Source organism: Sphingomonas sp. Sph1(2015) (assembly GCF_001970915.1).
Taxonomy (GTDB): domain Bacteria; phylum Pseudomonadota; class Alphaproteobacteria; order Sphingomonadales; family Sphingomonadaceae; genus Sphingomonas; species Sphingomonas parapaucimobilis.
This window is the reverse complement of the sequence record NZ_MQUI01000053.1, coordinates 1-22,147: the sequence shown is the minus strand read 5'-3', so window position 1 is coordinate 22,147 and position 22,147 is coordinate 1. Positions and strand designations below refer to the sequence as shown.

Sequence of the window (22,147 nt, the reverse complement as noted above, 5' to 3'; positions counted from 1 at the left end):
CGAGCCCCGAAATGGCGGGCAAGACCTCGCTGCTCGACCTGAACGACCGTATCTGCAAATGGCCGATCGGCCATCCGGGCGAGCCGGACTTCCACTTCTGTGGCGACAAGGTGAATCCGGGCTTCCCCTATTGCGTCGCGCATTGCGGCCACGCCTATCAGGCGCAGCTGCCCCGCCGCGACCGCCGCCCGCCGCCGCCTTTGCCCTTTGGCGGCCCGCGCGTCCGCTGATCCGGGGATGAAAAAAGCCCGCCGGTTTCGCGACCGGCGGGCTTTTTCGTTGGCGGGCGTATTCCCTTGGCCTTCGACTTCGCTCAGGCTGAACGGCGTTTAGGGTCAAACCTCCGTTCGCACTGAGCAAAGTCGAAGTGCACGCCCCAACTCACCAAAGGGCGGCCCCGACAGGAACCGCCCCCTCACCTCAGAACCGGAACGCCGCCGTCGCGCGAAGCGAATGCCAGCGGAACTTGTCGTCCGACCGGCGAATATCCGTGCCCGCCGTATTCGGCGCCAGCACGAACGGATTGTTCGCGGGCGCAGACCCCTGCGTCACCCGGACGCGCGTGTCGTCGTCGCGATACTGGTGGTACATATATTCCATGCCGATCGAGAAGTTGCGCCCGATCTTCTGCTCGATACCGCCGCCGCCGAGGAAGCCGAACTGGTTGCGCTTGCCGCCGATCGCAAAGGCGTTCGACCCGTTCGAGGTCGCGAACTCGCGGTTGATCCGGGCATAGCCGCCGCCGAACGTGCCGTAGAACAGCGTGTTGTTCGCGGCATAACCGGCGCGACCGCGGACCGAGGCTTCCCAGTCGATGCTGCGGGTCATGGTGTACCAGGCGGGCGTGGTCGAAAAGGCCGAGACGCTGTCGGTGATCTCCGACTTACCGAACTCGCCCACTGCGCCGTACACGATGTTGCCGACCTGATGGTCGACGCCGACCCGGCCATAATAGGCGATGCCGTCCTTGTCGTTGTCGCAGCCGGTGGCGGCGTTCTGCGGCGACAGGACGCTGCGCGCACGGCCGTTGCAGAAGCCCGGCGAGAAGGCGTTGGCGCCGGTCGATGTCGTCACCACGTCGCCGAACCGTCCGTCCAGATTGCGGTCGAACAGGAAGCGCGAGCCGACATCGTTGGGCTGCACGTCATAGCCGAAGCTGCCACCGACATAGACGCCGGAGAAGGGCGCGTCGTCCGCGCCCGTATAGGTGCCGTCCTGCGCCATGGCCGGCGCGGCGATCATCGCCGAGGCCAAGGCCCCCGCCATCCAGAATTTCATCATTATCACTCCCGTACCCTTGGCATAAAGGTAACGGGCCAACGGTCCGGCCCCGTGGAAATATCCCATGTTGGATTTTCGGCAAAGTTTTGTTGCAATCCTGCCACGCGCCACGAAGCTGGCGCAAGCGCGCCGCAGCGCCTATAGTTCCCGTTATGTCCAATGATCTGTTCGCGGGCAGTGCCCGTCCCCAACCCGCCTATGACGCCTCCTCGATCGAGGTGCTGGAGGGGCTGGAGCCGGTTCGTCGTCGCCCGGGCATGTATATCGGCGGCACCGACGAACGCGCGCTGCACCATCTGGCGGCCGAAGTGCTCGACAATGCGATGGACGAGGCGGTGGCGGGCCATGCCAACCGGATCGAGGTCAAGCTGGAGCCGGGCAACCGCCTGACCATCGTCGACAATGGGCGCGGCATCCCGGTCGATCCGCACCCCAAATTCCCCGACAAGTCGGCGCTGGAGGTCATCCTGTCGACGCTCCACTCGGGCGGCAAGTTCACCGGCAAGGCCTATGCGACGTCAGGCGGCCTGCACGGCGTCGGCATCTCGGTGGTCAACGCGCTGTCGTCGGACACGGTTGTCGAGGTGGCGCGCGAACGTATCCTCTATCGCCAGCGCTTCGCGAAGGGCGCGACGCTGGGTCCGCTGGAGACGGTCGGCGCCGCCCCCAACCGGCGCGGCACCAGCGTCGCCTTCACGCCCGACACCGAGATTTTCGGCCCCGAACTCCACTTCAAGCCCGCGCGCCTGCACAAGCTGGTCCGCTCCAAGGCCTATCTGTTCGCGGGCGTCGAGATCCGCTGGCACTGCGCGTCCGAACTCATCACCGACGACACGCCCGCCGAGGCGGTGTTCCAGTTCCCCGGCGGTCTGGCTGATCACCTGAAGGAACAGATTGGCGGCCGCGAATGCGCGACGGCCGATTTCTTCTCCGGCAATCAGGACTTTCCCGCCGAGCAGGGCCGCGTCGAATGGGCGGTCGCCTGGCCGCTGTGGAGCGACGGCAGCTATAGCTGGTATTGCAACACCATCCCGACCCCCGATGGCGGCACCCACGAACAGGGCCTGCGGCAGGCACTGGTCCGGGGCCTGCGCGCGTTCGGCGAGCTGGTGAACCAGAAAAAGGCCAAGGACATCACCGCCGACGACCTGATGGTCGGCTCCGAACTGATGCTCTCGGTCTTCATCCGCGAACCGCAATTCCAGAGCCAGACCAAGGACCGGCTGACCAGCCCGGAAGCCGCCGGTCTGGTCGAAAAGGCGGTCCGCGACCATTTCGACCATTATCTCTCGGCCAACATGGATCGCGGCAAGGCGCTGCTCGGCTATGTGCTCGACCGGATGGACGAGCGGCTGCGCCGCAAGGCCGAGCGCGAGGTCAAGCGCAAGACCGCGACCAGCGCACGCAAGCTGCGCCTCCCCGGCAAGCTGACCGACTGCTCGGCCGACAGCCCCGAAGGCACCGAGCTGTTCATCGTCGAGGGCGACTCGGCAGGCGGCTCGGCGAAACAGGCGCGCGACCGCAAGACGCAGGCGATCCTGCCGATCCGCGGCAAGATCCTGAACGTGGCGTCGGCCACCTCGACCAAGATCCTGCAAAACCAGGAGATCGCCGACCTGACGCTGGCCATGGGCTGCGGCACGCGCAAGGATTGCGACCCGACCCAGCTGCGTTACGAAAAGGTCGTCATCATGACCGACGCCGACGTGGACGGCGCGCATATCGCCACGCTGCTGATGACCTTCTTCTTCCAGGAAATGCCCGATCTGGTCCGGCGCGGGCATCTCTATCTCGCCCAGCCGCCGCTCTATCGCCTGACGGTCGGTGCCAAGTCGCTCTACGCCCGCGACGATGCCCACCGCGCCGAGCTGGAACGCACCGCCTTCAAGGGCAAGAAGGTCGATGTCGCCCGCTTCAAGGGCCTGGGCGAGATGAACCCCGGCCAGCTGCGCGAAACGACGATGGACCCCGCCAGCCGCAGCCTGATCCGCATCACCCTGCCCCAGGAATATGAGGAGCGTGCAGGCGTGAAGGACCTGGTCGACCGGCTGATGGGCAACAACCCGGCGCACCGCTTTGCCTTCATCCAGGAGAATGCGGCGCGGCTGGATGAGGAAGTGATCGACGCCTGATCGGGCGGGTGTTGTTTCGATTTTTGCTATCGGCTATCGTGGCGAAGGGCGGCCCTTGATGCCGCCCTTTGCTGTTTGAAGGAGACGTCCCGTGACCATCACCGCCCTGATGCCCGTTTACCCACGGTGCGGGGTGCGTCCGGTCCGAGGCGAGGGCGTCTATCTGTACGGCGAGGACGGCGAGCAGTATCTGGATTTCGCCGCCGGGATCGCGGTCAACGCGCTGGGCCATGGCCACCCGAAGCTGGTCGAGGCCATCGCCAGGCAGGCCGCGACGCTGATGCATGTGTCGAACCTGTATGGCAGCCCGCAGGGCGAGCATTTCGCCCAGCGGCTGGTCGATTCGACCTTTGCCGACACGGTGTTCTTCACCAATTCGGGCGCCGAGGCGGTCGAGTGCGCGATCAAGACCGCGCGCCGCTATCACTTCGCCAATGGCAATCCGCAGCGCCACACGCTGATCACGTTCAACAATGCCTTCCATGGACGGACGCTGGGTGCGATCTCGGCGACCAACCAGCCCAAGATGCGCGACGGGTTCGAGCCGCTGCTGCCGGGCTTCGCCTATGCCCCGTTCGACGATCTGGAAGCGGCGCTGGCGCTGATCGACGAGAATACCGCCGGTTTCCTGGTCGAGCCGATCCAGGGTGAAGGCGGCCTGCGTCCCGCCAGCATGGAGTTCCTCCAGGGCCTGCGCAAGGCGTGCAACGAGCATGGCCTGCTGCTGGTGCTGGACGAGGTGCAGTGCGGGTACGGCCGGACCGGCAAGTTCTTCGCGCATGAGCTGTACGGCGTGACGCCCGACATCATGGCGGTGGCGAAGGGGATCGGCGGCGGTTTCCCGCTGGGCGCGTGCCTGGCGACCGAGGAAGCGGCCAAGGGCATGGTCATCGGTACGCACGGTTCGACCTATGGCGGCAACCCGCTGTCCATGGCGGCGGGCGAGGCGGTGCTGGACGTGATCCAGGAGCCGGGCTTCCTCGAACATGTCGAGGCGATGGGCCAGCGCCTGCGCTCAACCCTCGAACAGATGATCCCCAACTTCGACCATCTGTTCGAGGAAGTGCGCGGCCATGGCCTGATGCAGGGCCTGAAGATGAAGAGCGACAGCCGTCGTTTCGTCGCGCATTGCCGCGACAACCATGGGCTGCTGCTGGTCGCGGCGGGCGAGAATGTCATCCGCATCCTGCCGCCGCTGGTCATCGACGAAAGCCACATCACCGAGTTCGCGACGAAGCTGTCCGACGCCGCGCGCGTCTACGTCCCCGCCGCCGACGATTGATGATCCCTGCCACCCCGGCGGCGCATAACCGCCGGGGGACGGAGTACCGACCCATGACGATCCGCCACTTCCTGAACCTCGCCGACGCCGGTCCCGAGGGTGTGACCGCCATTTTGCAGGACGCGCAGGCCCGCAAGGCCGCCCGCGCCGGTTTCACCAAGGGTCGCGTCGACGCCGACACACCACTCGCGGGCCACACGCTCGCCATGGTGTTCGAGAAGAACTCGACCCGTACCCGCGTCAGCTTCGACATGGCGATCCGCCAGCTCGGCGGCACCTCGATCGTTCTCGATGCGGGCACGATGCAGCTGGGCAGGGGCGAGACGATCGCCGACACCGCGCGCATCCTGTCGGGCTATACCGACGCGATCATGATCCGCACCGACGACCATGCCAAGGTCGAGGAAATGGCGCATTACGCGACCGTGCCGGTCATCAACGGCCTGACCGACCTGTCGCACCCCTGCCAGATCATGGCCGACCTGCTGACCGTGATCGAGGCGGGCAAGACCCTGACCGGCCTGAAGGTCGCGTGGCTGGGCGACGGCAACAATGTCCTGCACTCGATCGTCGAGGCGGGCGGGCTGCTCGGCTTCGAGGTGGTTGCCGCCTGCCCCACCGGCTATCACCCGGAAGCGGGCACGCTGGCGCTGGGCCAGGGTCGCGCGACCTGCACCACCGATCCGCGTGCGGCGGTCGAGGGGGCGGACATCGTCGTCACCGACACCTGGATCTCGATGGGCCAGGCCCATGCCGAGGAAAAGCTGGCCGCGATGATGCCCTATCAGGTCAATGCCGACCTGATGGCGCTGGCCAAGCCGGATGCGAAGTTCCTCCACTGCCTGCCCGCGCACCGCGACGAGGAAGTGACGGGCGACGTGATCGATGGTCCGCAGTCATTGATCTGGCCGGAGGCGGAGAACCGCCTCCATGCCCAGAAATCGGTGCTGCGCTGGTGCTTCGGCCAAGTGTGAAATCGGCTCGGTTGATCGCAGGCCGGGCCATACTATCTATGGAAAGGCTGGCGGGTTCGTCGGCCTTTTCTCTTTCCCCTGCCATACCGGCACCATATCGCCCGGATTTCCTCCGGTGCGTAAAGGCACGAGCATGACCGACATCACCCTGCCCGACCTCGACCGCGCGATCGGTTTCATCATCCCAGAGCATCATGCGCGCGGGCGGCTGGTTCGGCTCGGCCCGGTGCTGGACGAGATTCTGGCGGCCCATGCCTATCCGCCCGCGATCGAACGGCTGCTGGCCGAAGCGCTGACCCTGACCGCGCTGATGGGCGCGACGCTGAAGGACACCAGTGGCCAGCTGACCATCCAGACACGCAGCGACAGCGGCGTGATCCGGCTGCTGGTGTGCGATTATCGCGGTGGCGAGCTGCGCGGCTATGTCCAATATGACGAGGACCGTCTGGCCGAGCTGCCCGCAGAACCGACGCTGTTCGCGCTGTTCGGGCAGGGTTATCTGGCCATCACCTTCGACCTGGCGATGACCGACGAGCGTTATCAGGGCATCGTGCCGCTGGACGGCGACACGCTGTCGAGCGCCGCCGAGAGCTATTTCATCCAGTCCGAGCAGATCCCCAGCCTGCTGCGCGTCGGAATAACCAAGGGGCCGGACGGACGCACCGTCGCGGGCGGCCTGTTCCTCCAGCATCTGCCTGAGGGCGAGGAAGGCCGCGAGCGCCTGCACGTCAAGCTCGACCATCCCGAATGGGAGCATGTCCATGCACTGGGCCAGACCATGCAGGTCGAGGAGCTGGCCGATGCCGCGCTGCCGCTGGAGACGCTGGTGTGGCGTCTGTTCAACGAGGAACAGAATGTCCGCGTGTCGGAAAGCCCGGCGATCGTGCGCGGTTGCCGCTGTTCGGCAGAGTATATCGCCAGCGTCATCACCAAATTCTCGGTCGAGGAACGGCGCGAGATGGCGGATGCGGATGGCCTGATCCAGGTCGACTGCGCCTTCTGCGCGAAGAAGTTTCCGGTGCCCTTCGACGCGGAAGCAGCGGCCTGATCCTGAAATCCTCCCCGGAACGGGGAGGTGGCAGCGCGTCAGCGCTGACGGAGGGGGGCTTCTAAATCGGACGTCCCTTGCGGCACGCCCCCTCCACCATGCTGAGCATGGTCCCCCTCCCCGTACCGGGGAGGATCAGCCGCCCAGCGCCTCGACCAGCGCCTTAACCTTTTGCTGGCGCCATTGCGGCAGCGGGGCGACCAGCCAGTATCCCATGCGTGAGGGCACCGCTTCGCCGGTGGCGACCACGCGCCCCTCGGCGAGGTCGCGTTCGGCGAGCAGTTGCGGAACGATGGCCCGGCCCAGCCCGGCAGCGACCGCATCGATCGCGAGGCCCGCATCGGTCACACGGACCAGCGGCGTCCCCTCTTCCGGCGCACCCGGCCAGGCGATCAGCGGCGCATTGGCGGGGCCGATCGGAATCATCCCGTCCGACTCGATCGCCTCGCCCTCCAGCCCGCCGGGGCCATCGCCCCAGCGGATGGCGAGGTCCAGATTGGCCTCGGTAAAGTCCAGCCCCTCGTCCGACGCGATCAGCGAGAAACGCAGGTCCGGGTCGCGCGCGGCGATGACGGCCAGGCGCGGCATCAGCCACTTCTCGGTCACGTCGCGCGGCGCGGCGATGGTCAGCGACTTGGAGGACTGGCCGGCCTGCATCGCGCGCACGGCATCCTCGAATTGCAGGAACCCTGCACGCAAGGGCGCCAGCCCCGCCTCGGCCTCGGGCGTCAGTTCCAGCCCGCGCGTCGTGCGGCGGAACAGGACGACGCCCAGCGTATCCTCCAGCGCGCGAATCTGCTGCCCGACGGCCGCGGGGGTAACGGCCAGCTCGTCGGCGGCGCGGGTGAAGCTCAGATGGCGGGCGGCGGCGTCCAGCACGCGCAGGCCGTTGAGCGGCAGATGCGTCCGCTTCATGTCTCCACCGCCGGGGCGATGAGCGCGAAATGGGGGATGGCCACGTCGAAGGTCACGCCGTCCGCGCCGACCATCCGGTAACTGCCCTGCATCGCCCCGCTGGTCGTCGCCAGCGGACAACCCGAGACATAATCATAGGACGCGCCCGGCTGAATCACCGGCTGTTCGCCGACCACGCCCTCGCCCTCGACCGAATGGCGGGCGCCGCGCGCATCGGTGATGATCCAGCGGCGGGTGAGCAGCTGGACCGGCTGGTCGCCCTCATTCTCGATACGGACATGATAGGCCCAGAACCAGCGCCCCCGCTGCGGCTCGGACTGTTCGGGCAGATAGCTGACCGACACCCGGACCGTCACCGGCCCGGTGGTCAGCGCATGGGAGAAGAGCGCCTTCACAGACCCACGACGCGGAGTGCCTGGTCGAGATCGTCGATCAGGTCGTCCGCATCCTCCAGCCCGACATTCAGGCGCAGCATCCCCTCGCCGATGCCCATCTCGACCCGCTTGTCCTCGGCGACGCCCGCATGGGTGGTCGAGGCGGGATGGGTCATCAGCGAGCGCGAGTCGCCGATATTGTTCGAGATATCGATCAGCTCCAGCGCATCGAGCAGACCATGCGCCTGTTCGCGACCGCCATCGAGTTCCAGCGCGAAGATGCTGCCGCCCGCCTTCATCTGGCGCATGGCGAGCTCATGCTGCGGATGGCTGGGCAGCGCCGGGCACAGGATGCGCGGCACCCGGCCCTCCAGGAAGGTCGCGACCTTCAGCGCCGACTCCGACTGGCGATGGATACGCAGGTCCAGCGTCTCCAGCCCCTTCAACACCACCCAGGCGTTGAACGCCGACAGGGTCGGTCCGGTGTTGCGGGTGAAGGGCAGCAGCGTGTTGGTGATGAAGTCCTCGGTCCCGCACACCGCACCCGCCAGCACGCGCCCCTGCCCGTCCATCATCTTGGTGGCGGAATAGGCGGTGACGTCCGCGCCGAACTCCATCGGCCGCTGGAGCGCAGGGGTGGCGAAGGCATTGTCGACGACCGTGGTGATGCCACGTTCGCGCGCAATGGTGCAGATCGCCTGGAGATCGGCCACGTCCATGGTCGGATTGGCGGGCGTCTCGAAGAAGAAGACCTTGGTCTCGGGGCGCACCGCATCGAGGAACGCCTGCGGGTCGCGCGCATCGACGACGGTGGTGGCGATGCCGAACTTGGGCAACAGCGTATCGGTCAGCCAGCGGCACGACCCGAACGCCGCACGGCCGCCGACCAGATGGTCGCCCGCCTGCAACTGGCAGAGCAGCACCGCCGTCATCGCCGCCATGCCCGACGCCATGGTGCGGCACGCCTCCGCGCCCTCCAACAGCGCGATACGCTGTTCCAGCATCTCGACGGTCGGGTTCTGGAGGCGGGAATAGGTCATCCCCTCCTGCTCGCCCGCGAACCGTGCCGCCGCGTCCCCTGCCCGGTCATAGCAATAGCCCGAGGTCAGGAAGAGCGCCTCGGAGGTCTCGCCATATTCCGACCGCGCGGTGCCGCCGCGCACGGCCTGCGTCGCGGGACGCCATTGGGAGGTGATCGAACGGTCCTGGCCAGTCTTGCGCTTCATGCCCGTCCATTTGCCGGTCCGGGCAGCGGGGTTCAAGGATATTCGGACGCCCGCCCGTTATGTCAGCGTTACGACAGCGGAACGGAAAAGCATCCGATCCGGTTATTCCTCCCGATGCAAACAGGGAGAATGAGCATGAAGATCCGCATCGGCCTGCTGATGGCCGCCAGCCTGGTGTCGCTGTCCGCCTGCAATAGCAAGGGCACCGACAAGCTGGCCGAGAATGTCGAGAAGGCCGCCGACAACCGCGCCGATGGCATGGAAGATCAGGCCGACGCGCTGCGCAACCAGGCCAAGATGCTCGACAAGCAGGCGGAAAAGACCCGCGACTATGCCGAGGATCGCGCCGATGCGATCAAGGCGGCGGACGTCAACGCCGCCGCGATGAGCCCGGAGCATCGCGAGGCGGTCATCGACAACCAGGCCGCCGCCGTCCGGTAACGCCACCCCGCTCCTCCCCGATCTGGGGAGGAGCCCCCGTCATGCACGATAGAGCGCGCCCTGCCCGCTACGCGCCCGCCCCCAGATCTCTTCGTCGGAAAGGGTCGTCTGGATCAGTTCGACCGGCACGCCGCCATCGTCGATGATCGCGACATGATAGCCGTCGATCGGCTCATAGGGGCCAAGCAACACCGTCTCCCCCTCGATCGCCGCCGCCAGATCGGCGATCTTGAAGGCGGGATGCGGCATGGTGCGGATCAGCGGGTGCAGCGGCGAGTCGGGCGTGAAGCGGTGCCACTGGATACGGAATTTGCCGGGATTGTCGGCGGTGTAGAGCCCGGCCTTGGCGCTGAATTGCTCGCCATCATGGGGAATATCCGTCGGGATACCCATGTGATGGAATTGATAATGGATGCCAGGCTTCATCCCGATCCTTTCACGCCGTCCTGAAGCGGGGGGCCGATGAGGGGCCGCCCCGCCCCCATCCTTACTGCGCCTCGCGGTGGTTCGTCACCTTGCCGTAAATGGGCTTGTCGACCGTGGCCAGCCTGTCGCTCGCATCCCCGGTCAGGTCGAAGAAGAGCACCCGGTTTGCCCCCGCCTTCAGCCACGGCGCGGGTGTGTAGAGCGTATGGACCGGCCCGATGCTCCAGAAACGGCCGAGATTATGGTCGTTCAGCCACACCTGCCCCTTATGCGCGCCCCGCATGTCGAGATAGGTGTCGCCGGGCTTGGCCACCGTCATCGTCGCCTCATAGAAACATGGCCCGTTGCACGGCTTGGCCGACAGTTTCAGCGACGCCAGATTGTCCATCGGCAGGCGGAACATCTGCCAGTCGCTCAAGGGAGCGCCCGCCAACGTCACCGCGCCGGTCAAACCCGCCTGCTCGGTGCGGATCGCATGGGAATAGTTCACGCGGCCGGTATTTTCGACCAGGATATCCAGCGTCGCGGGCTTGGCGCGCGCGGGCAGTTCCACCGTCTCCTGGTCCAGTCGCCGGTCGAGCGTGCCGACCAGCGTCTTGTCCAGATACACCTGCGCATAGCTGTGCATCCCCTTCAGGGTCAGCGGCCCCGCCGCACCTGCGGGCACGGTCACGCGGTAGAGGACGTACCCGTAATTCTGGTCGAGTTCCTCGAACGTCTTCGGCTGCGCGGCACGCACCGGCGCGGGCAGATTGTCCCAGAGCGACGCGCTGCGCCGCACCGCCGATACCGGGAAGGTCGTGGCGACCGTGGCTGCGGGCGTCGGCGCGGCAGGCTTGCCCGTCACCTCGGCGATGGCGGCGGCGATCAGGCCGTATTTGTAGCGCGGATTGCCCGCCTCATCGATCGGCGCGTCATAGTCATAGCTGGTCGTATCGGGATGATAGTCCTTGCCGGTGTGCGAGTCCGCGCCGTTCATCCAGCCGAAGGTGGTGCCGCCATGCACCATGTAGAGCGAGATCGAATAGCCGCGCTTGAGCATATAGGCCATTTCCTCGGCCTCTTTCCTGCCGTCCGTCTCATGGTGCTCCTCGCCCCATTTGTCGAACCAGCCCGCCCAATACTCGCCGACCATGCGCAGACCGTCGGGACGGTATGCCTCCAGCTTGGCGACCGAGCTTTGCGCGCCGCCCGAGCCGAAATTCACGACCGAAGGCAGGTTCGGCAACGACCCCTTGGCCAGATCGCCGCCCTGATTCGACGTGAACAGGATGCCATCGGCGAACCCGGCACGCTTGTAGCTGGCCTCCAGCCCACGCAGATACGCCTGGTCGCTGCCGAACGCGCCATATTCATTTTCCAGCTGCACCGCGACGATCGGCCCGCCATTCTTCAGCAGCAGCGGCTTCACCTCCTGCCCCAGCCGCATCAGCCAGCGATCGACGGCGGCGGTGTACTTCGGATCGGTCGAGCGCAGGACGAGGCTACGGTCCTTGAGCAGCCAGGACGGATAGCCGCCCAGCTCCCATTCGGCGCAGACATAGGGGCCGGGGCGCAGGATCACGTCCAGCCCCTCGGCCTGGGCATCGCGGATGAAGGCGACGATGTCGTTCTGGCCGCTGAAATCATAGACGCCCGGGCGCGGTTCATGCGCGTTCCAGAAGGAATAGGTGGTGATGGTGTTCAGCCCCATCGCCTTGGCCTTGCGCAGGCGATCGCGCCAATAGGCGCGCGGGATGCGAGTATAGTGCATCTCACCCGAGATCACCTGATGCGGCTGACCGTTGCGCAGGAAACCCTTGCCCTGCACCGCGAAGGTCTTTGCCGGGCCGTCATTCGACAGGGGACCTTGCGCCGACATGCTTTGCGCCGTCAGGGGCGACAGCGCGGTGGCCGCCAGAATTGCGCACAAGGTGGATCGAACCGCTCGCGTCACGTCACTCTCCCGTTCATTCTGTCGCATTCGCACAGACGGGATTGAGGACACCTAATGTCACCCGCCCCCGCTTTGGGCATCATGGGTGCCATGCAAGACGGGGGTTCGTCAAATTGTCTGACGAATGAGCGACATTATCCTCACCGGCACGGGGAGGTGGCAGGCCGTCAGGCCTGACGGAGGGGGGCTTCCATGCACGGCATCATTGGCGGCACGCCCCCTCCACCACCGCTTCGCGGCGGTCCCCCTCCCCGTATCGGGGAGGATGGGCTGCTCAGGCCGCCTTCCACATGGGCTGCGCCATCGCGGGGGCTTGGGCGCCCAGGCGGAAGCGACCGACCTGATCCGTCATCGCGCTCGCCTCGCTCACCATTTCACGGGCGGCGGCAGAGGCTTCCTCGACCATGGCGGCATTCTGCTGCGTCACCGAGTCGAGGTCGCCGATCGCGATGGTGATCTGCGACGCGCTGCTCGCCTGTTGCTGGGAGGCGCTGGCGATATCGCCGATCAGCGTGGCCATCTCGCTGACCTGCGCGGCGATGCGCTGCAGCGTCGATCCGGCCGCGTCGACCTCCTGCACGCCCGAGCGGATCTGTGCATCCGACGCGCCGATGCGGCTCTTCACATCCTTGGCGGCGTCGGCCGAACGCTGCGCCAGCGCACGGACTTCGCTGGCGACCACGGCAAAGCCCTTGCCCGCGTCACCGGCGCGCGCCGCCTCGACGCCCGCGTTCAGCGCCAGCAAATTGGTCTGGAACGCGATGCCGTCGATCACGCCGATAATCTCGGAGATTTCATTGGAGGTGCGCTCGATCCCGCCCATCGCGTCCATCGCGCGCTGCACCACGACGCCGCTCTGCGCCGCATTCTGCTGCGCCGAGGCGGCGACCTGCGCGGCCTTGTTGCCGAACTGCGCGGTCTCCTGGATCGCGGTCGTCACCTGCCGCATCGCGGCGGCGGTTTCCTCCAGCGAAGCGGCCTGATGCTCCGTGCGCCGCGACAGGTCGCCCGCGGCCTTGCCGATCTCCAACGCCGCGCTATGCACCCGGCGCGACGAGGCGTTGATCGACTCGATGGATCCGCCCAGCATCTGTGCCGCCTCGTTGAAATGGAGGCGCAGCGGCTCGTAATCGTCGCGGAACGGCTTTTCGATCCGATGCATCAGGTCGCCATTGGCCAGGCGCGACAGCCCGTCCCCCAGCTGGTTCACGATCGCCATCGTCTCGCCCATTTCCTGGCACAGGACCAGCATGTCCTGCGGCGTCACGACATGCGCAGGGATCAGCGTGACCAGCATACGCACGATCTGACCGCGACTGTCGGTGTTCAGCCACTCGAATCGCGCAAAGCCCTCCTGAAGCGCCTGCGCCACCCGTTCGCCGACATGCACTTCGGTCGGGCGCCCGTCAGGCTGACAGGGCGCGGCAAAGGTCGCGGGCGAATGGCCCAGGATCGCCTGGAGCGGACGGTCATAGACCCGCGCGGCGGCCGGATTGGCCGAGACGAACTTGCCGCCCGAAAACAGCAGCATCGCATCAGGCGAATGATCGAACACGGCCTTGGCCATGACCTGATCGACATTCACTTCCTTTTTGCCAAGCCAACCCATCGCGCCATCCCATCCCTTGTTGCGGCTGCAATCGCCCCGACCGGCCAACGGCCTGCGTTCCAAAGCATCGACCTAACTCGAGTGTCTGAAAGTTTGGTTAGGGTGGCCCGCCGTTCCGAACGCGACCGAAAAAGCAATTGTCCCCTTGGGGCCGGTCGGCCATGACCGGGCTCATGCGCCGCCTGCTCGCCCCGTTCCATCGCCCGGTTCCGGCCCTGCTGGCCCTGTTGATCGCGGCACAGGCGCTGTTCTGCTGGCGGCTGACCATGCCGCCGATGCTGGTCTTCGACGAAGTGCATTACGTTCCCGCCGCGCGCACGCTGCTGGCGCTGGAGGGGCCGGTGAATATCGAGCATCCGCTGCTCGGCAAGACGTTGATCGCGGCGGGCATGCTGCTGTTCGGCGACAACGCGCTGGGCTGGCGCGCGCTGTCGACGGTGGCGGGGACGGCGATCGTCGGCGGGGTGTTCGGCATCGTCTGGCTGATGACCCGGCGGACACGCGCAGCGGCGATCGGCGCGCTGCTGACGATGTTGAACTTCATGGTGCTGGTGCAGGCGCGGATCGCGATGCTCGACGGCTTCATGGCGGCGTTCGTCGTGCTGGCCGTCGCGGCGATGGCCTGGGCGATGCGCGGGAACGCCGCGCGGAGTCGCTGGCGCTGGACGCTGGGCGCGGTGCTGCTGGGTCTCGCAGTCGGGGTGAAATGGGCGGCGGTGCCCTATCTGGGCTATGCGGCGATCGGCTTTGTCCTGTTGAAGCGACAGGATCCCAGCCGCTGGCCGGGCCTGCGCTGGTGGTCGGCCTGGGGTCTTCTCGGCCTGGGCGCGGCGCTGGCCTATGCGGCGACCTTTGCACCGTCCTTCTTCTATATGCGCGAGCCGATGACGCTGGCGGAGCTTCTACCCTTCCAGCTCGAAATATATGCCCGCCAGACCCAGATCCTGCCGCCGCATCATTACCAGTCGACCTGGTGGAGCTGGCCCGTGATCGGGCGGCCGATCTGGTATTTCTATGAAATGGCCCAGGGTGCGCAGCGGGGCATCTTCCTGCTGGGCAATCCGGCGGTGATGTGGGGCGGACTGGTCGCGGTGGCGGCATGCGCGCTCGGGTGGCTGCGGACACGCGAGGTACGGCTGGGCGTCGCGGCGGCACTCTGGATCGGCGGCTTCGCGGTCTGGGCGATCATCCCCAAGTCGCTGGGCTTCTATTATTATTACTTCCTGCCCGCGATCTGGCTGTCGGTCGTGCTGGCGGTGGCGATCGATCGCTGGCGGACGTGGTTGCGCGACTGGGACGAGGCCTATCTGGTCGCGGTGGCGTGCCTGTTCGTGTATTTCTATCCGATCCTGACAGCGGGGGCGCTGGCGGGGCCAAAGTCCTTTGCGCGCTATGCGTGGTTCATGGACTGGCGGTGAGGCCGTCCCTTGGCCTTCGACTTCGCTCAGGCTGAACGGAGTTTGGGGTCAGGCTTTATATAAACCGCCGTTCAGGCTGAGCGAAGTCGAAGCCCACGCCCCGCCCTCATCCCGAACTCAGTACCGCCCCCAGACGAACCGCGACGACAGCGCATAATTCCACACCGCGCCGACCAGCACGCCGATCAGTGCCGACAATGCCCACTCATTGGCCCGCGCATCGTGCAGGAAGGCCGCGACGCCGACATTGGCGATCGCCCCCACCGCGCAGACCAGGCAGAAGGACACCCAGCCGTCGAGCAGCGGCTTGACCCCGGTCAGGCGCCGATCGCGATAGGTCAGCGCATTGTTCAGGAAGAAGTTGAACGTCATCGCCGCCGCCACCGCGACGATCTGGCTGGCGAGGAAGCTGGCGCCCAGCAGGACGAAGAACAGGCTGAGCACGGCCATATGGACGCCCACCCCCAGCACGCCGATCGCCGAGAACATGGCGAAGCGCACCGGCACCACCTTGCCGAAGCGACGATCGTACAATGCGATCAGATATTCCATCGCCACGACATGATCGAGCTTCGACTCGCCCTCTGTCCGCAGCCGGAAGACATAGGGCATCTCGGCGGCGCGCAGCGGGCGCGGCGAGGCGCTCATGATGTCGAGCAGGATCTTGAACCCGATCCCCGACAGATACGGTACGGTGTCGCGCGCCACCTGGGTGCGCACCATGAAGAAGCCGCTCATCGGGTCGGACAGGTTCACGTTCAGCACCCGCTGCGACAGCTTCGTCGCAAAGGCCGACTTGGCCACCCGGTCGCGGTCCCAGTCCCCCGTCCCGCCGCCATCGACGAAGCGCGAGCCGACGATGATGTCGAGATCGCCTTCCGCCTGCAACCGGTCGAGCATCTTGGGCAGCAGCGTTTCGTCATGCTGCAGATCGCCGTCGATCACCGCGACCATGGGAGCTGCGGTGGCGCACATCCCCTCGATACAGGCGGACGACAGCCCCCGCCGCCCGATCCGCTGGATCACCCGCACGCGCGGATCGACGCGGCCCAGTTCGCGCGCGGCCTCGGCGGTGCCGTCGGGGCTGTTGTCGTCGACGAAGATCGCCTCCCACCGCCGCCCGGCCAGCGCCTGGTCGAGCTTGGCGATGAGCGTCGGCACATTGGCGCGCTCGTTGAAGGTCGGGATGACGACCGCGAGTTCGAGGAGCGCGCTCATGCGGGTCAGAGGCGCTGGAGGATCGCGTCGGCCATGGCGCGGGTCGACAGGCTGCCGCCCAGATCGCCGGTCCGCGCGCCCTCGCGGATCGCACCCGCCACCGCCGCGTCGATACGGTCGGCCGCCTCGGCCAGGCCCAGCGAGTGGCGCAGCATCATCGACGACGACAGGATCGCCGCGCACGGATTCGCCTTGCCCTGCCCTGCAATGTCGGGGGCCGAGCCATGGATCGGTTCGTACAGCCCCTTGCCCGTCGCCCCCAGCGCGGCGGAGGGCAGCATCCCGATCGACCCGGCGCACATCGATGCCTGATCCGACAGGATGTCGCCGAACAGGTTGCCGGTCAGGATCACGTCGAACTGGCCCGGGTCACGCACCAGCTGCATCGCGCAATTGTCGACATACATATGGTCGAGCGCGACGTCCGGATACTCCTTCGCCACCTCGATCACCACGTCGCGCCACAGCTGCGAGGTTTCCAGCACATTGGCCTTGTCGACCGACAGCAAGCGGCGGCGGCGGCGCATCGCGGTCTCGAAGCCGACACGGGCGATCCGGGCGACTTCCTCTTCGTCATAGCGCATCAGGTCATGACCTTCGCGCAGCCCCGCCTCGGTGGTGCCGCGACCCTTGGCACCGAAATAGACGTCGCCGGTCAACTCGCGCACGATCACCATGTCGATGCGGCGGGCGATATCGGGGCGCAGCGAGCTGGCATCCTCCAGCCCCTCGAACAGGCGCGCGGGGCGCAGATTGGCGAACAGGCCGAACGCCTTGCGCAGGCCCAGGATCGCCTGCTCCGGCCGATGCGCGCGCTCCAGATTGTCGAAGCGCGGATCGCCGACCGCCCCGAACAGCAGCGCGTCGGCGCGGCCCGCCACCTCCAGCGTCTCGGGCGGCAGCGGATGCCCGGCCGCCTCATAGGCCGCCCCGCCGACCTTGGCTTCCTCGAAGGTCAGGCCCAGGTCCAGCGCCTCCAGCACGCGCCGCGCTTCGGCGGTCACTTCCGGGCCGATGCCGTCACCGGCGAGGATCGCGATCAATGCCATGGCTGGCCCCTTGTCTTGCCTAAGTTCGGAGCGCCCTTTGCCTTAGCGGGCGGTCCTCACGCAACCGCCCTTTTGAACCGATCGAACAGCCGCACGCGGGCGGGCATCGGATCGTTGCGCAGACCGGCCAGGATATCGCGCGCCAGGAAATGCGCGGTGATCCGCCCGGCGGCAAAGATATCCGGCCAGTCGGCCACCCCGCCCTCGCGCAGGAAGTCGGGCAAGGGGAACAGCCGCACCTCGTATCCGAACGCCGCCCCCGCCGACACCGCCGCCCCGCTCCTGGGACTGACAAAGGCGAGATCGGCGGTCCCGCCGGTCACGGTGCATCGCTCCAGATCGAGCCCAAACCCCAATTGCCCGAGCAGCAGCAGTTCATAGCGCACCAACGCCCCCGCCCAGCCCCGCGCGGACGGGGCCGATTCAATCGCGGTCAGCACCGCGTCCAGCGCCTCGTAAAGCACGGGATAAGGCTGCTCCTCGGGCAGCGTCGCGGCGGTCAGCGCGCACAGCCACTCGATCCCGGCGGCGGCCAGCGGCTCGCCATGCAGCCCCGCCCGGCTATGCCCCGGCTCGACGGTCAGCGCGGCGAGCTGTTCGACGGTCCGGCCCCGCCACTCGCCGACGATCCCGTTTCCCGGTTGCAGCACCGGCCGCAAAGTCCGCGACCGCCCGCCCCGGACATAGCCCGGCTGCACCCCGTCCGCGCGGGTCAAAGCCCGCACGATCGCCCCATGCTCGCCATGCGGCCGGACCGACAGGATGATGGCGGGGGCGACCCGGTGCATGATGGAGGATGTAGGGGGGAATGGGGTGGGATGCTATGGATGGCAGCGGGCCATCATGATCCGTGTAACCCGACGCCGATGGCTCCCTGAAGGGCATCGCCAATCCCAAAAACGACGGTATATTGGGAAAGCCCGCACCTGCACGGTCAACTCAAACGATCGTGCCGAACTCCATGCTGACAGGCTCGATCATGGAAAGGAAGCGGTCACAATCCGCATTACCAACCCAACTGGCGCAGATCGCTTCGGCGCGATCGCGGTCACTGGCAAAGGCCAGATCGACGAACGTACCATCCTGCAGCTTCACCAGATGCTGACGCCGCCACCCCGGCTGGTGTCCCAGATGATCTGACACCATCGCCGTGTAGGCGGCTCGCATCGCGCTTTCCTCGACACCGGGCTTCAGTTTGAAGCGACCAAGCTCGATGCCGCTCCCCGCCACCACTGGCTGCGGGTCGAGGGAAGGGGCAATGTAGTGCGCCATGCTCGCGACCGTCGCGACGGAGCCACGAAAGTCGGCAAACTCCGGGGCATTCCCGACCATTTGCGCGGCGACGCGGGCGCTATGATGATCGGTCCAAGCGACCAGATCGACCCGCTCGTTCGCATCGTCTACACCCTTGAAAGGCGTCCAGGCAATGAAGCCTGGTTGGCGGACGAGCAGCGCCCGTGCGTAGTCGCGAACCCTGTCCGCCTGATCCGCGTCGTTGGTCCTGTAGGTGACGATCTCATAGCAAATGGCGGTCATGGCGTTTCCTGACGGTGACGTTCGTGAAGCCCCGCGATACACGTCATCCCTGACAGTTTCCGTCAGGATGGAACGACAGCCTTCCCATGCGCTCACTGCGGCTTTTTGCGCTTCTCGATCACCTGCGCGGACGGTCAGTCCCGATCTCGGCAGACACGCTGGCCGAGATGCTCGGCGTGTCGGTGCGGACGATTTATCGCGACATGGTGACATTGCAGGCCATGGGCGCACCGGTTCGCGGGGAACCGGGCGTCGGATATCAGTTGGAGCAGGGCTATTTCCTGCCGCCGCTGCATCTGGATCATGACGAGATGGCGGCGGTCATGCTGGGAATGCGCCTGATCGCAGCGCGGAGCGACAAGCCGCTGGCGGCCGCCGCGCGACGGGCATCGGCAAAGTTTGCCGCCTCAATGGGACCCGACCGGCAAGCGGCCTATTCAAACCTGCCGCTGCGCGCGGTGTCCAGGCGGACATCGGAAAGCGAGTGTGCCAAGGCGCATCTGCCCCTGTTGCGCGATGCCATACGCGGACGCCTGATCCTCCGCATCACCTATGCGGACCTTTCGGAAAACGAGAGCGAACGGACGATAAGACCGCTCGGACTGACCCTGTTCGATGCAGCGTGGCTCCTTACCAGCTGGTGTGAAGCCAGGAACGCTTTCCGCAACTTCCGGGTCGACCGAATTGCTACCGTCAGCGGCACGGGCACCACCTTTCGACACGAAAAGGGGCGGCGCTTCGAGGACTATCTGAAGACACTGTGATGGCTCAAACCCGTTGAGCCGACTTCCCGATTGGGAACTCTAGGCAAGAATGCCCTGCGTTTGCAGTGAGAAGAAACGCAAGAGCCGGCAAGTATCCCCAAATATGTTGCCGAGTAATCTTTCCCGAAACAGCTTTGGATTGATGAAGAAATTGGAATGGTGGGCCACAGGGATGGCCGGTTCCCCCCTCACCGACTATGATAAAAATCGTAGACCTGCTGTGCCACCGCCTGGCTGACCCCCGGCGCCTTTTGCAGGTCTTCCAGACTAGCATTCCGCACCGCACGCCCCGTGCCGAAGTGCATCAGCAACGCCTTCTTGCGCGCCGGGCCGATGCCGGGCACTTCGTCGAGTGGGCTCGCGCCCATCGCCTTGGCGCGCTTGTCGCGGTGTGCGCCGATCACGAAGCGGTGGACCTCGTCGCGGAGCCGCTGGAGGTAGAAGAGCAGCGGCGCGTTGACCGGCAGCATCCGTTCGCTGCCGTCCATCATGTGGAAGACCTCGCGCCCCTCGCGGCCGTGATGCGGCCCCTTGGCAACACCGACCAGGCAGACATCCTCGATGCCCAGATCCTCCAGCACCGCCTTGGCCGCATTGAGCTGGCCGCGCCCGCCGTCGATCAGCACCAGATCGGGCCAGGTGGCGTCGTCGCGATCCGGATTCTCTTCCAGCTGGCGGGCGAAGCGGCGGCGGAAGACTTCGCGCATCATGCCGAAATCGTCGTTGGTCGCCGCCTCGTTCCCCTTGATGTTGAACTTGCGATACTGGCCCTTCTGGAAACCCTCCGGCCCCGCCACGACCATCGCACCCAGCGCGTTGGTACCCTGGATATGGCTGTTGTCGTACACCTCGATCCGCTGCGGCGGTTCGGACAGGTCGAAGAACTCCGCGACCTCGCGCAGCAGCTTGGCCTGGGTGGTCGACTCGGCCAGCCGCCGGTCGAGCGCCTCGACCGCGTTGCGCTTGGCCTGGTCGAGCAGGCGGCGGCGGTCGCCGCGCTGGGGCACGTTGAGCTGCACCTTGTAACCGGCCCGCTCGCCCAGCGCCTCGGTCAGCAGGTCGCCCTCCGGCAGGTCGCGGTCGAGCAGGATCGTCTTGGCGGGCGGCACTTCCTCATAGAACTGCGTGAGGAAGCTGGTCAGCACCTCCTCCTCGGGCACGTCATTGGTGTGCGCGGGGAAGAAGCTGCGATGCCCCCAATTCTGGCCGCCGCGGATGAAGAAGGCCTGGATGCCCATCACCCCCTCGCGATTGGCCAGCGCAAAGATGTCGGCGTCGCCGACGCCTTCCGCGTTGATCGCCTGCGTTCCCTGGATGAAGGTCAGCGCCTTCAGCCGGTCGCGCAGGATCGCGGCCAGCTCGAAATCCATCGCCTCGGCCGCCGCCTGCATCTGCGCGCCGAGCTTGGCCTGGACCTGGGTCGACTTGCCGCCGAGGAAGTTCTTGGCATCGGCGACCAACTCGGCATAGGCGGCCTCGTCGATCCGGCCCACGCAGGGCGCCGAGCAGCGCTTGATCTGGTAGAGCAGGCACGGCCGGTCGCGCCCCTTGAAGAAGCTGTCGGTGCAGGAGCGCAGCAGGAACAGCTTTTGAAGCGCGTTCAACGTGTTGTTGACGCTGCCCGCGCTGGCGAAGGGGCCGTAATAATTGCCGACCGCCCGCCGCGCGCCGCGATGTTTCTGGATGCGCGGGAAATCATGGTCGTTGCGCAGCAGGATGAAGGGGAAGCTCTTGTCGTCGCGCAACAGCACGTTGAAGGCCGGGCGATAGCGCTTGATGAGCTGTGCTTCGAGCAGCAGCGCCTCGGCCTCGTTATTGGTCGTGACGATGGTCATCGACCGGGTCTGCGCCACCATGCGTTGCAGGCGCTTGGGCAGGCGCTCGACCTGCGTATAGTTGGCGACGCGGTTCTTCAGCGCGCGCGCCTTGCCGATATAGAGGACATCGCCGCGCGCATCCTGCATCCGGTAGACGCCGGGCCGCAGCGGCAGAGTCGCCAGCACGTTGCGGATCGCGGCCACGCCCGCGTTCAGATCGGGCGCATCGGCCCCGCGCAGGGTGAAGGTGGATTTCTCTTCGTTGAAGCGGTCGACGGGAGGCTCGGACATTGCGTGCGATTTAGGAGCGCCAAGGGCGGATCGCTACCCTGTCAGGGTGTTTGGTTCGCGCGAAGCCGCGAAGACACGAAGGTTTTTTGCGCGCAGAGGCGCAGGGGAGTGTCAGGAATTTCGTGTGTGGGCGGGCATAATGGGAAAGAAGGAAACCCGATATGTCTCGACGCAAAGAGCCTGCGATACCGAACGAGCTGCTGGATCAATTGCTGGCTGGCGGTGACGCCGGCGCCGCGCTGGCGCAGGGCGGCCTGCTGGACGCCCTGAATAAGGCGCTGATCGAGCGCGCGCTGAATGCCGAGATGGATCATCACCTGGCCGGGGAAGACGGAGCCGGAAACTCCCGCAACGGCTACGGTCGGAAGACGATAACGACCGATACCGGCAAGCTGGCGATCGACGTGCCG

The 22,147-nt window shown here is 66.3% G+C and carries 21 protein-coding genes; 9 read left to right on the top strand and 12 right to left on the bottom strand.

Annotation, left to right across the window (positions count from 1 at the left end):
* The coding region (locus BSZ14_RS16285) for a GcrA family cell cycle regulator (RefSeq protein WP_241823798.1) at positions 1-230 on the top strand (230 nt) is incomplete at its 5' end.
* 190 nt (positions 231-420) lie between these two features.
* Here the strand turns inward: BSZ14_RS16285 and BSZ14_RS16280 are convergent.
* A complete protein-coding gene (locus BSZ14_RS16280) occupies positions 421-1,281 on the bottom strand; it encodes an outer membrane protein (RefSeq protein ID WP_076711728.1) in 861 nt (286 codons plus the stop codon).
* 152 nt (positions 1,282-1,433) lie between these two features.
* Between BSZ14_RS16280 and parE the strand changes: the two genes are divergently transcribed.
* From parE to hslO, 4 genes are all read left to right on the top strand, one after another.
* Positions 1,434-3,413: a DNA topoisomerase IV subunit B gene (gene parE / locus BSZ14_RS16275; protein WP_076711727.1), complete on the top strand. Its 1,980-nt coding sequence runs from the start codon at positions 1,434-1,436 to the stop codon at positions 3,411-3,413.
* A gap of 91 nt (positions 3,414-3,504) precedes the next feature.
* A complete protein-coding gene (locus tag BSZ14_RS16270) occupies positions 3,505-4,695 on the top strand; it encodes an aspartate aminotransferase family protein (RefSeq protein WP_042484410.1) in 1,191 nt (396 codons plus the stop codon).
* A gap of 53 nt (positions 4,696-4,748) precedes the next feature.
* On the top strand, positions 4,749-5,669 hold the full coding sequence (gene argF, locus BSZ14_RS16265) for an ornithine carbamoyltransferase (protein WP_042484408.1): 921 nt from the start codon (positions 4,749-4,751) through the stop codon (positions 5,667-5,669).
* Between the two features lie 133 nt (positions 5,670-5,802).
* Entirely contained in the window at positions 5,803-6,717 is a 915-nt protein-coding gene (hslO, locus tag BSZ14_RS16260; RefSeq protein ID WP_076711726.1) for an Hsp33 family molecular chaperone HslO, read from the top strand.
* A 135-nt stretch (positions 6,718-6,852) separates the two neighbouring features.
* On the opposite strand, the gene BSZ14_RS16255 is transcribed toward hslO, so the two are convergent.
* Genes BSZ14_RS16255 through BSZ14_RS16245 form a run of 3 tightly spaced genes read right to left on the bottom strand, consistent with a single transcriptional unit; the run spans position 6,853 to position 9,232 of the window.
* Entirely contained in the window at positions 6,853-7,632 is a 780-nt protein-coding gene (locus tag BSZ14_RS16255) for a LysR family transcriptional regulator (RefSeq protein ID WP_076711725.1), read from the bottom strand.
* On the bottom strand, positions 7,629-8,027 hold the full coding sequence (apaG, locus tag BSZ14_RS16250; RefSeq protein WP_042484312.1) for a Co2+/Mg2+ efflux protein ApaG: 399 nt from the start codon (positions 8,025-8,027) through the stop codon (positions 7,629-7,631). Before apaG ends, BSZ14_RS16255 begins: the two co-directional genes overlap by 4 nt.
* Positions 8,024-9,232 (bottom strand): trans-sulfuration enzyme family protein, encoded by a 1,209-nt coding sequence (locus BSZ14_RS16245; protein ID WP_076711724.1) that lies wholly within the window; start codon positions 9,230-9,232, stop codon positions 8,024-8,026. The genes apaG and BSZ14_RS16245 overlap by 4 nt, the downstream gene beginning before the upstream one ends.
* 135 nt (positions 9,233-9,367) lie before the next feature.
* Between BSZ14_RS16245 and BSZ14_RS16240 the strand changes: the two genes are divergently transcribed.
* Positions 9,368-9,673 (top strand): hypothetical protein, encoded by a 306-nt coding sequence (locus BSZ14_RS16240; protein ID WP_042484392.1) that lies wholly within the window; start codon positions 9,368-9,370, stop codon positions 9,671-9,673.
* 39 nt (positions 9,674-9,712) lie between these two features.
* Here BSZ14_RS16240 and BSZ14_RS16235 read toward each other — a convergent pair whose 3' ends face one another.
* From BSZ14_RS16235 to BSZ14_RS16225, 3 genes are all read right to left on the bottom strand, one after another.
* A complete protein-coding gene (locus BSZ14_RS16235) occupies positions 9,713-10,066 on the bottom strand; it encodes a hypothetical protein (protein WP_206744346.1) in 354 nt (117 codons plus the stop codon).
* A 94-nt stretch (positions 10,067-10,160) separates the two neighbouring features.
* Entirely contained in the window at positions 10,161-12,035 is a 1,875-nt protein-coding gene (locus tag BSZ14_RS16230; protein ID WP_241823797.1) for a glycoside hydrolase family 35 protein, read from the bottom strand.
* Between the two features lie 274 nt (positions 12,036-12,309).
* On the bottom strand, positions 12,310-13,644 hold the full coding sequence (locus BSZ14_RS16225) for a methyl-accepting chemotaxis protein (protein WP_076711730.1): 1,335 nt from the start codon (positions 13,642-13,644) through the stop codon (positions 12,310-12,312).
* A 161-nt stretch (positions 13,645-13,805) separates the two neighbouring features.
* Between BSZ14_RS16225 and BSZ14_RS16220 the strand changes: the two genes are divergently transcribed.
* Positions 13,806-15,062, top strand: a complete 1,257-nt coding sequence (locus BSZ14_RS16220; RefSeq protein WP_241823796.1) for a phospholipid carrier-dependent glycosyltransferase — start codon at positions 13,806-13,808, stop codon at positions 15,060-15,062.
* A gap of 117 nt (positions 15,063-15,179) precedes the next feature.
* Here BSZ14_RS16220 and BSZ14_RS16215 read toward each other — a convergent pair whose 3' ends face one another.
* From BSZ14_RS16215 to BSZ14_RS16200, 4 genes are all read right to left on the bottom strand, one after another.
* Positions 15,180-16,280 (bottom strand): glycosyltransferase family 2 protein, encoded by a 1,101-nt coding sequence (locus BSZ14_RS16215; RefSeq protein ID WP_076711721.1) that lies wholly within the window; start codon positions 16,278-16,280, stop codon positions 15,180-15,182.
* Between the two features lie 5 nt (positions 16,281-16,285).
* Positions 16,286-17,329: a 3-isopropylmalate dehydrogenase gene (gene leuB, locus BSZ14_RS16210; protein ID WP_076711720.1), complete on the bottom strand. Its 1,044-nt coding sequence runs from the start codon at positions 17,327-17,329 to the stop codon at positions 16,286-16,288.
* A gap of 56 nt (positions 17,330-17,385) precedes the next feature.
* On the bottom strand, positions 17,386-18,117 hold the full coding sequence (recO, locus tag BSZ14_RS16205) for a DNA repair protein RecO (RefSeq protein WP_076711719.1): 732 nt from the start codon (positions 18,115-18,117) through the stop codon (positions 17,386-17,388).
* 151 nt (positions 18,118-18,268) lie between these two features.
* Complete coding sequence (locus BSZ14_RS16200; RefSeq protein WP_076711718.1) at positions 18,269-18,865, bottom strand: hypothetical protein; 597 nt, start codon at positions 18,863-18,865, stop codon at positions 18,269-18,271.
* 86 nt (positions 18,866-18,951) lie between these two features.
* Here BSZ14_RS16200 and BSZ14_RS16195 point away from each other — a divergent pair, with 86 nt between their 5' ends.
* On the top strand, positions 18,952-19,629 hold the full coding sequence (locus tag BSZ14_RS16195) for a helix-turn-helix transcriptional regulator (RefSeq protein ID WP_076711717.1): 678 nt from the start codon (positions 18,952-18,954) through the stop codon (positions 19,627-19,629).
* 188 nt (positions 19,630-19,817) lie between these two features.
* On the opposite strand, the gene uvrC is transcribed toward BSZ14_RS16195, so the two are convergent.
* Positions 19,818-21,737, bottom strand: a complete 1,920-nt coding sequence (gene uvrC / locus BSZ14_RS16190) for an excinuclease ABC subunit UvrC (protein WP_076711716.1) — start codon at positions 21,735-21,737, stop codon at positions 19,818-19,820.
* Positions 21,738-21,898: 161 nt separating this feature from the next.
* On the opposite strand from uvrC, the gene BSZ14_RS16185 reads away from it, so the two are divergent.
* On the top strand, positions 21,899-22,147 hold a 249-nt coding region (locus tag BSZ14_RS16185; RefSeq protein ID WP_139330496.1), incomplete at its 3' end, for a transposase.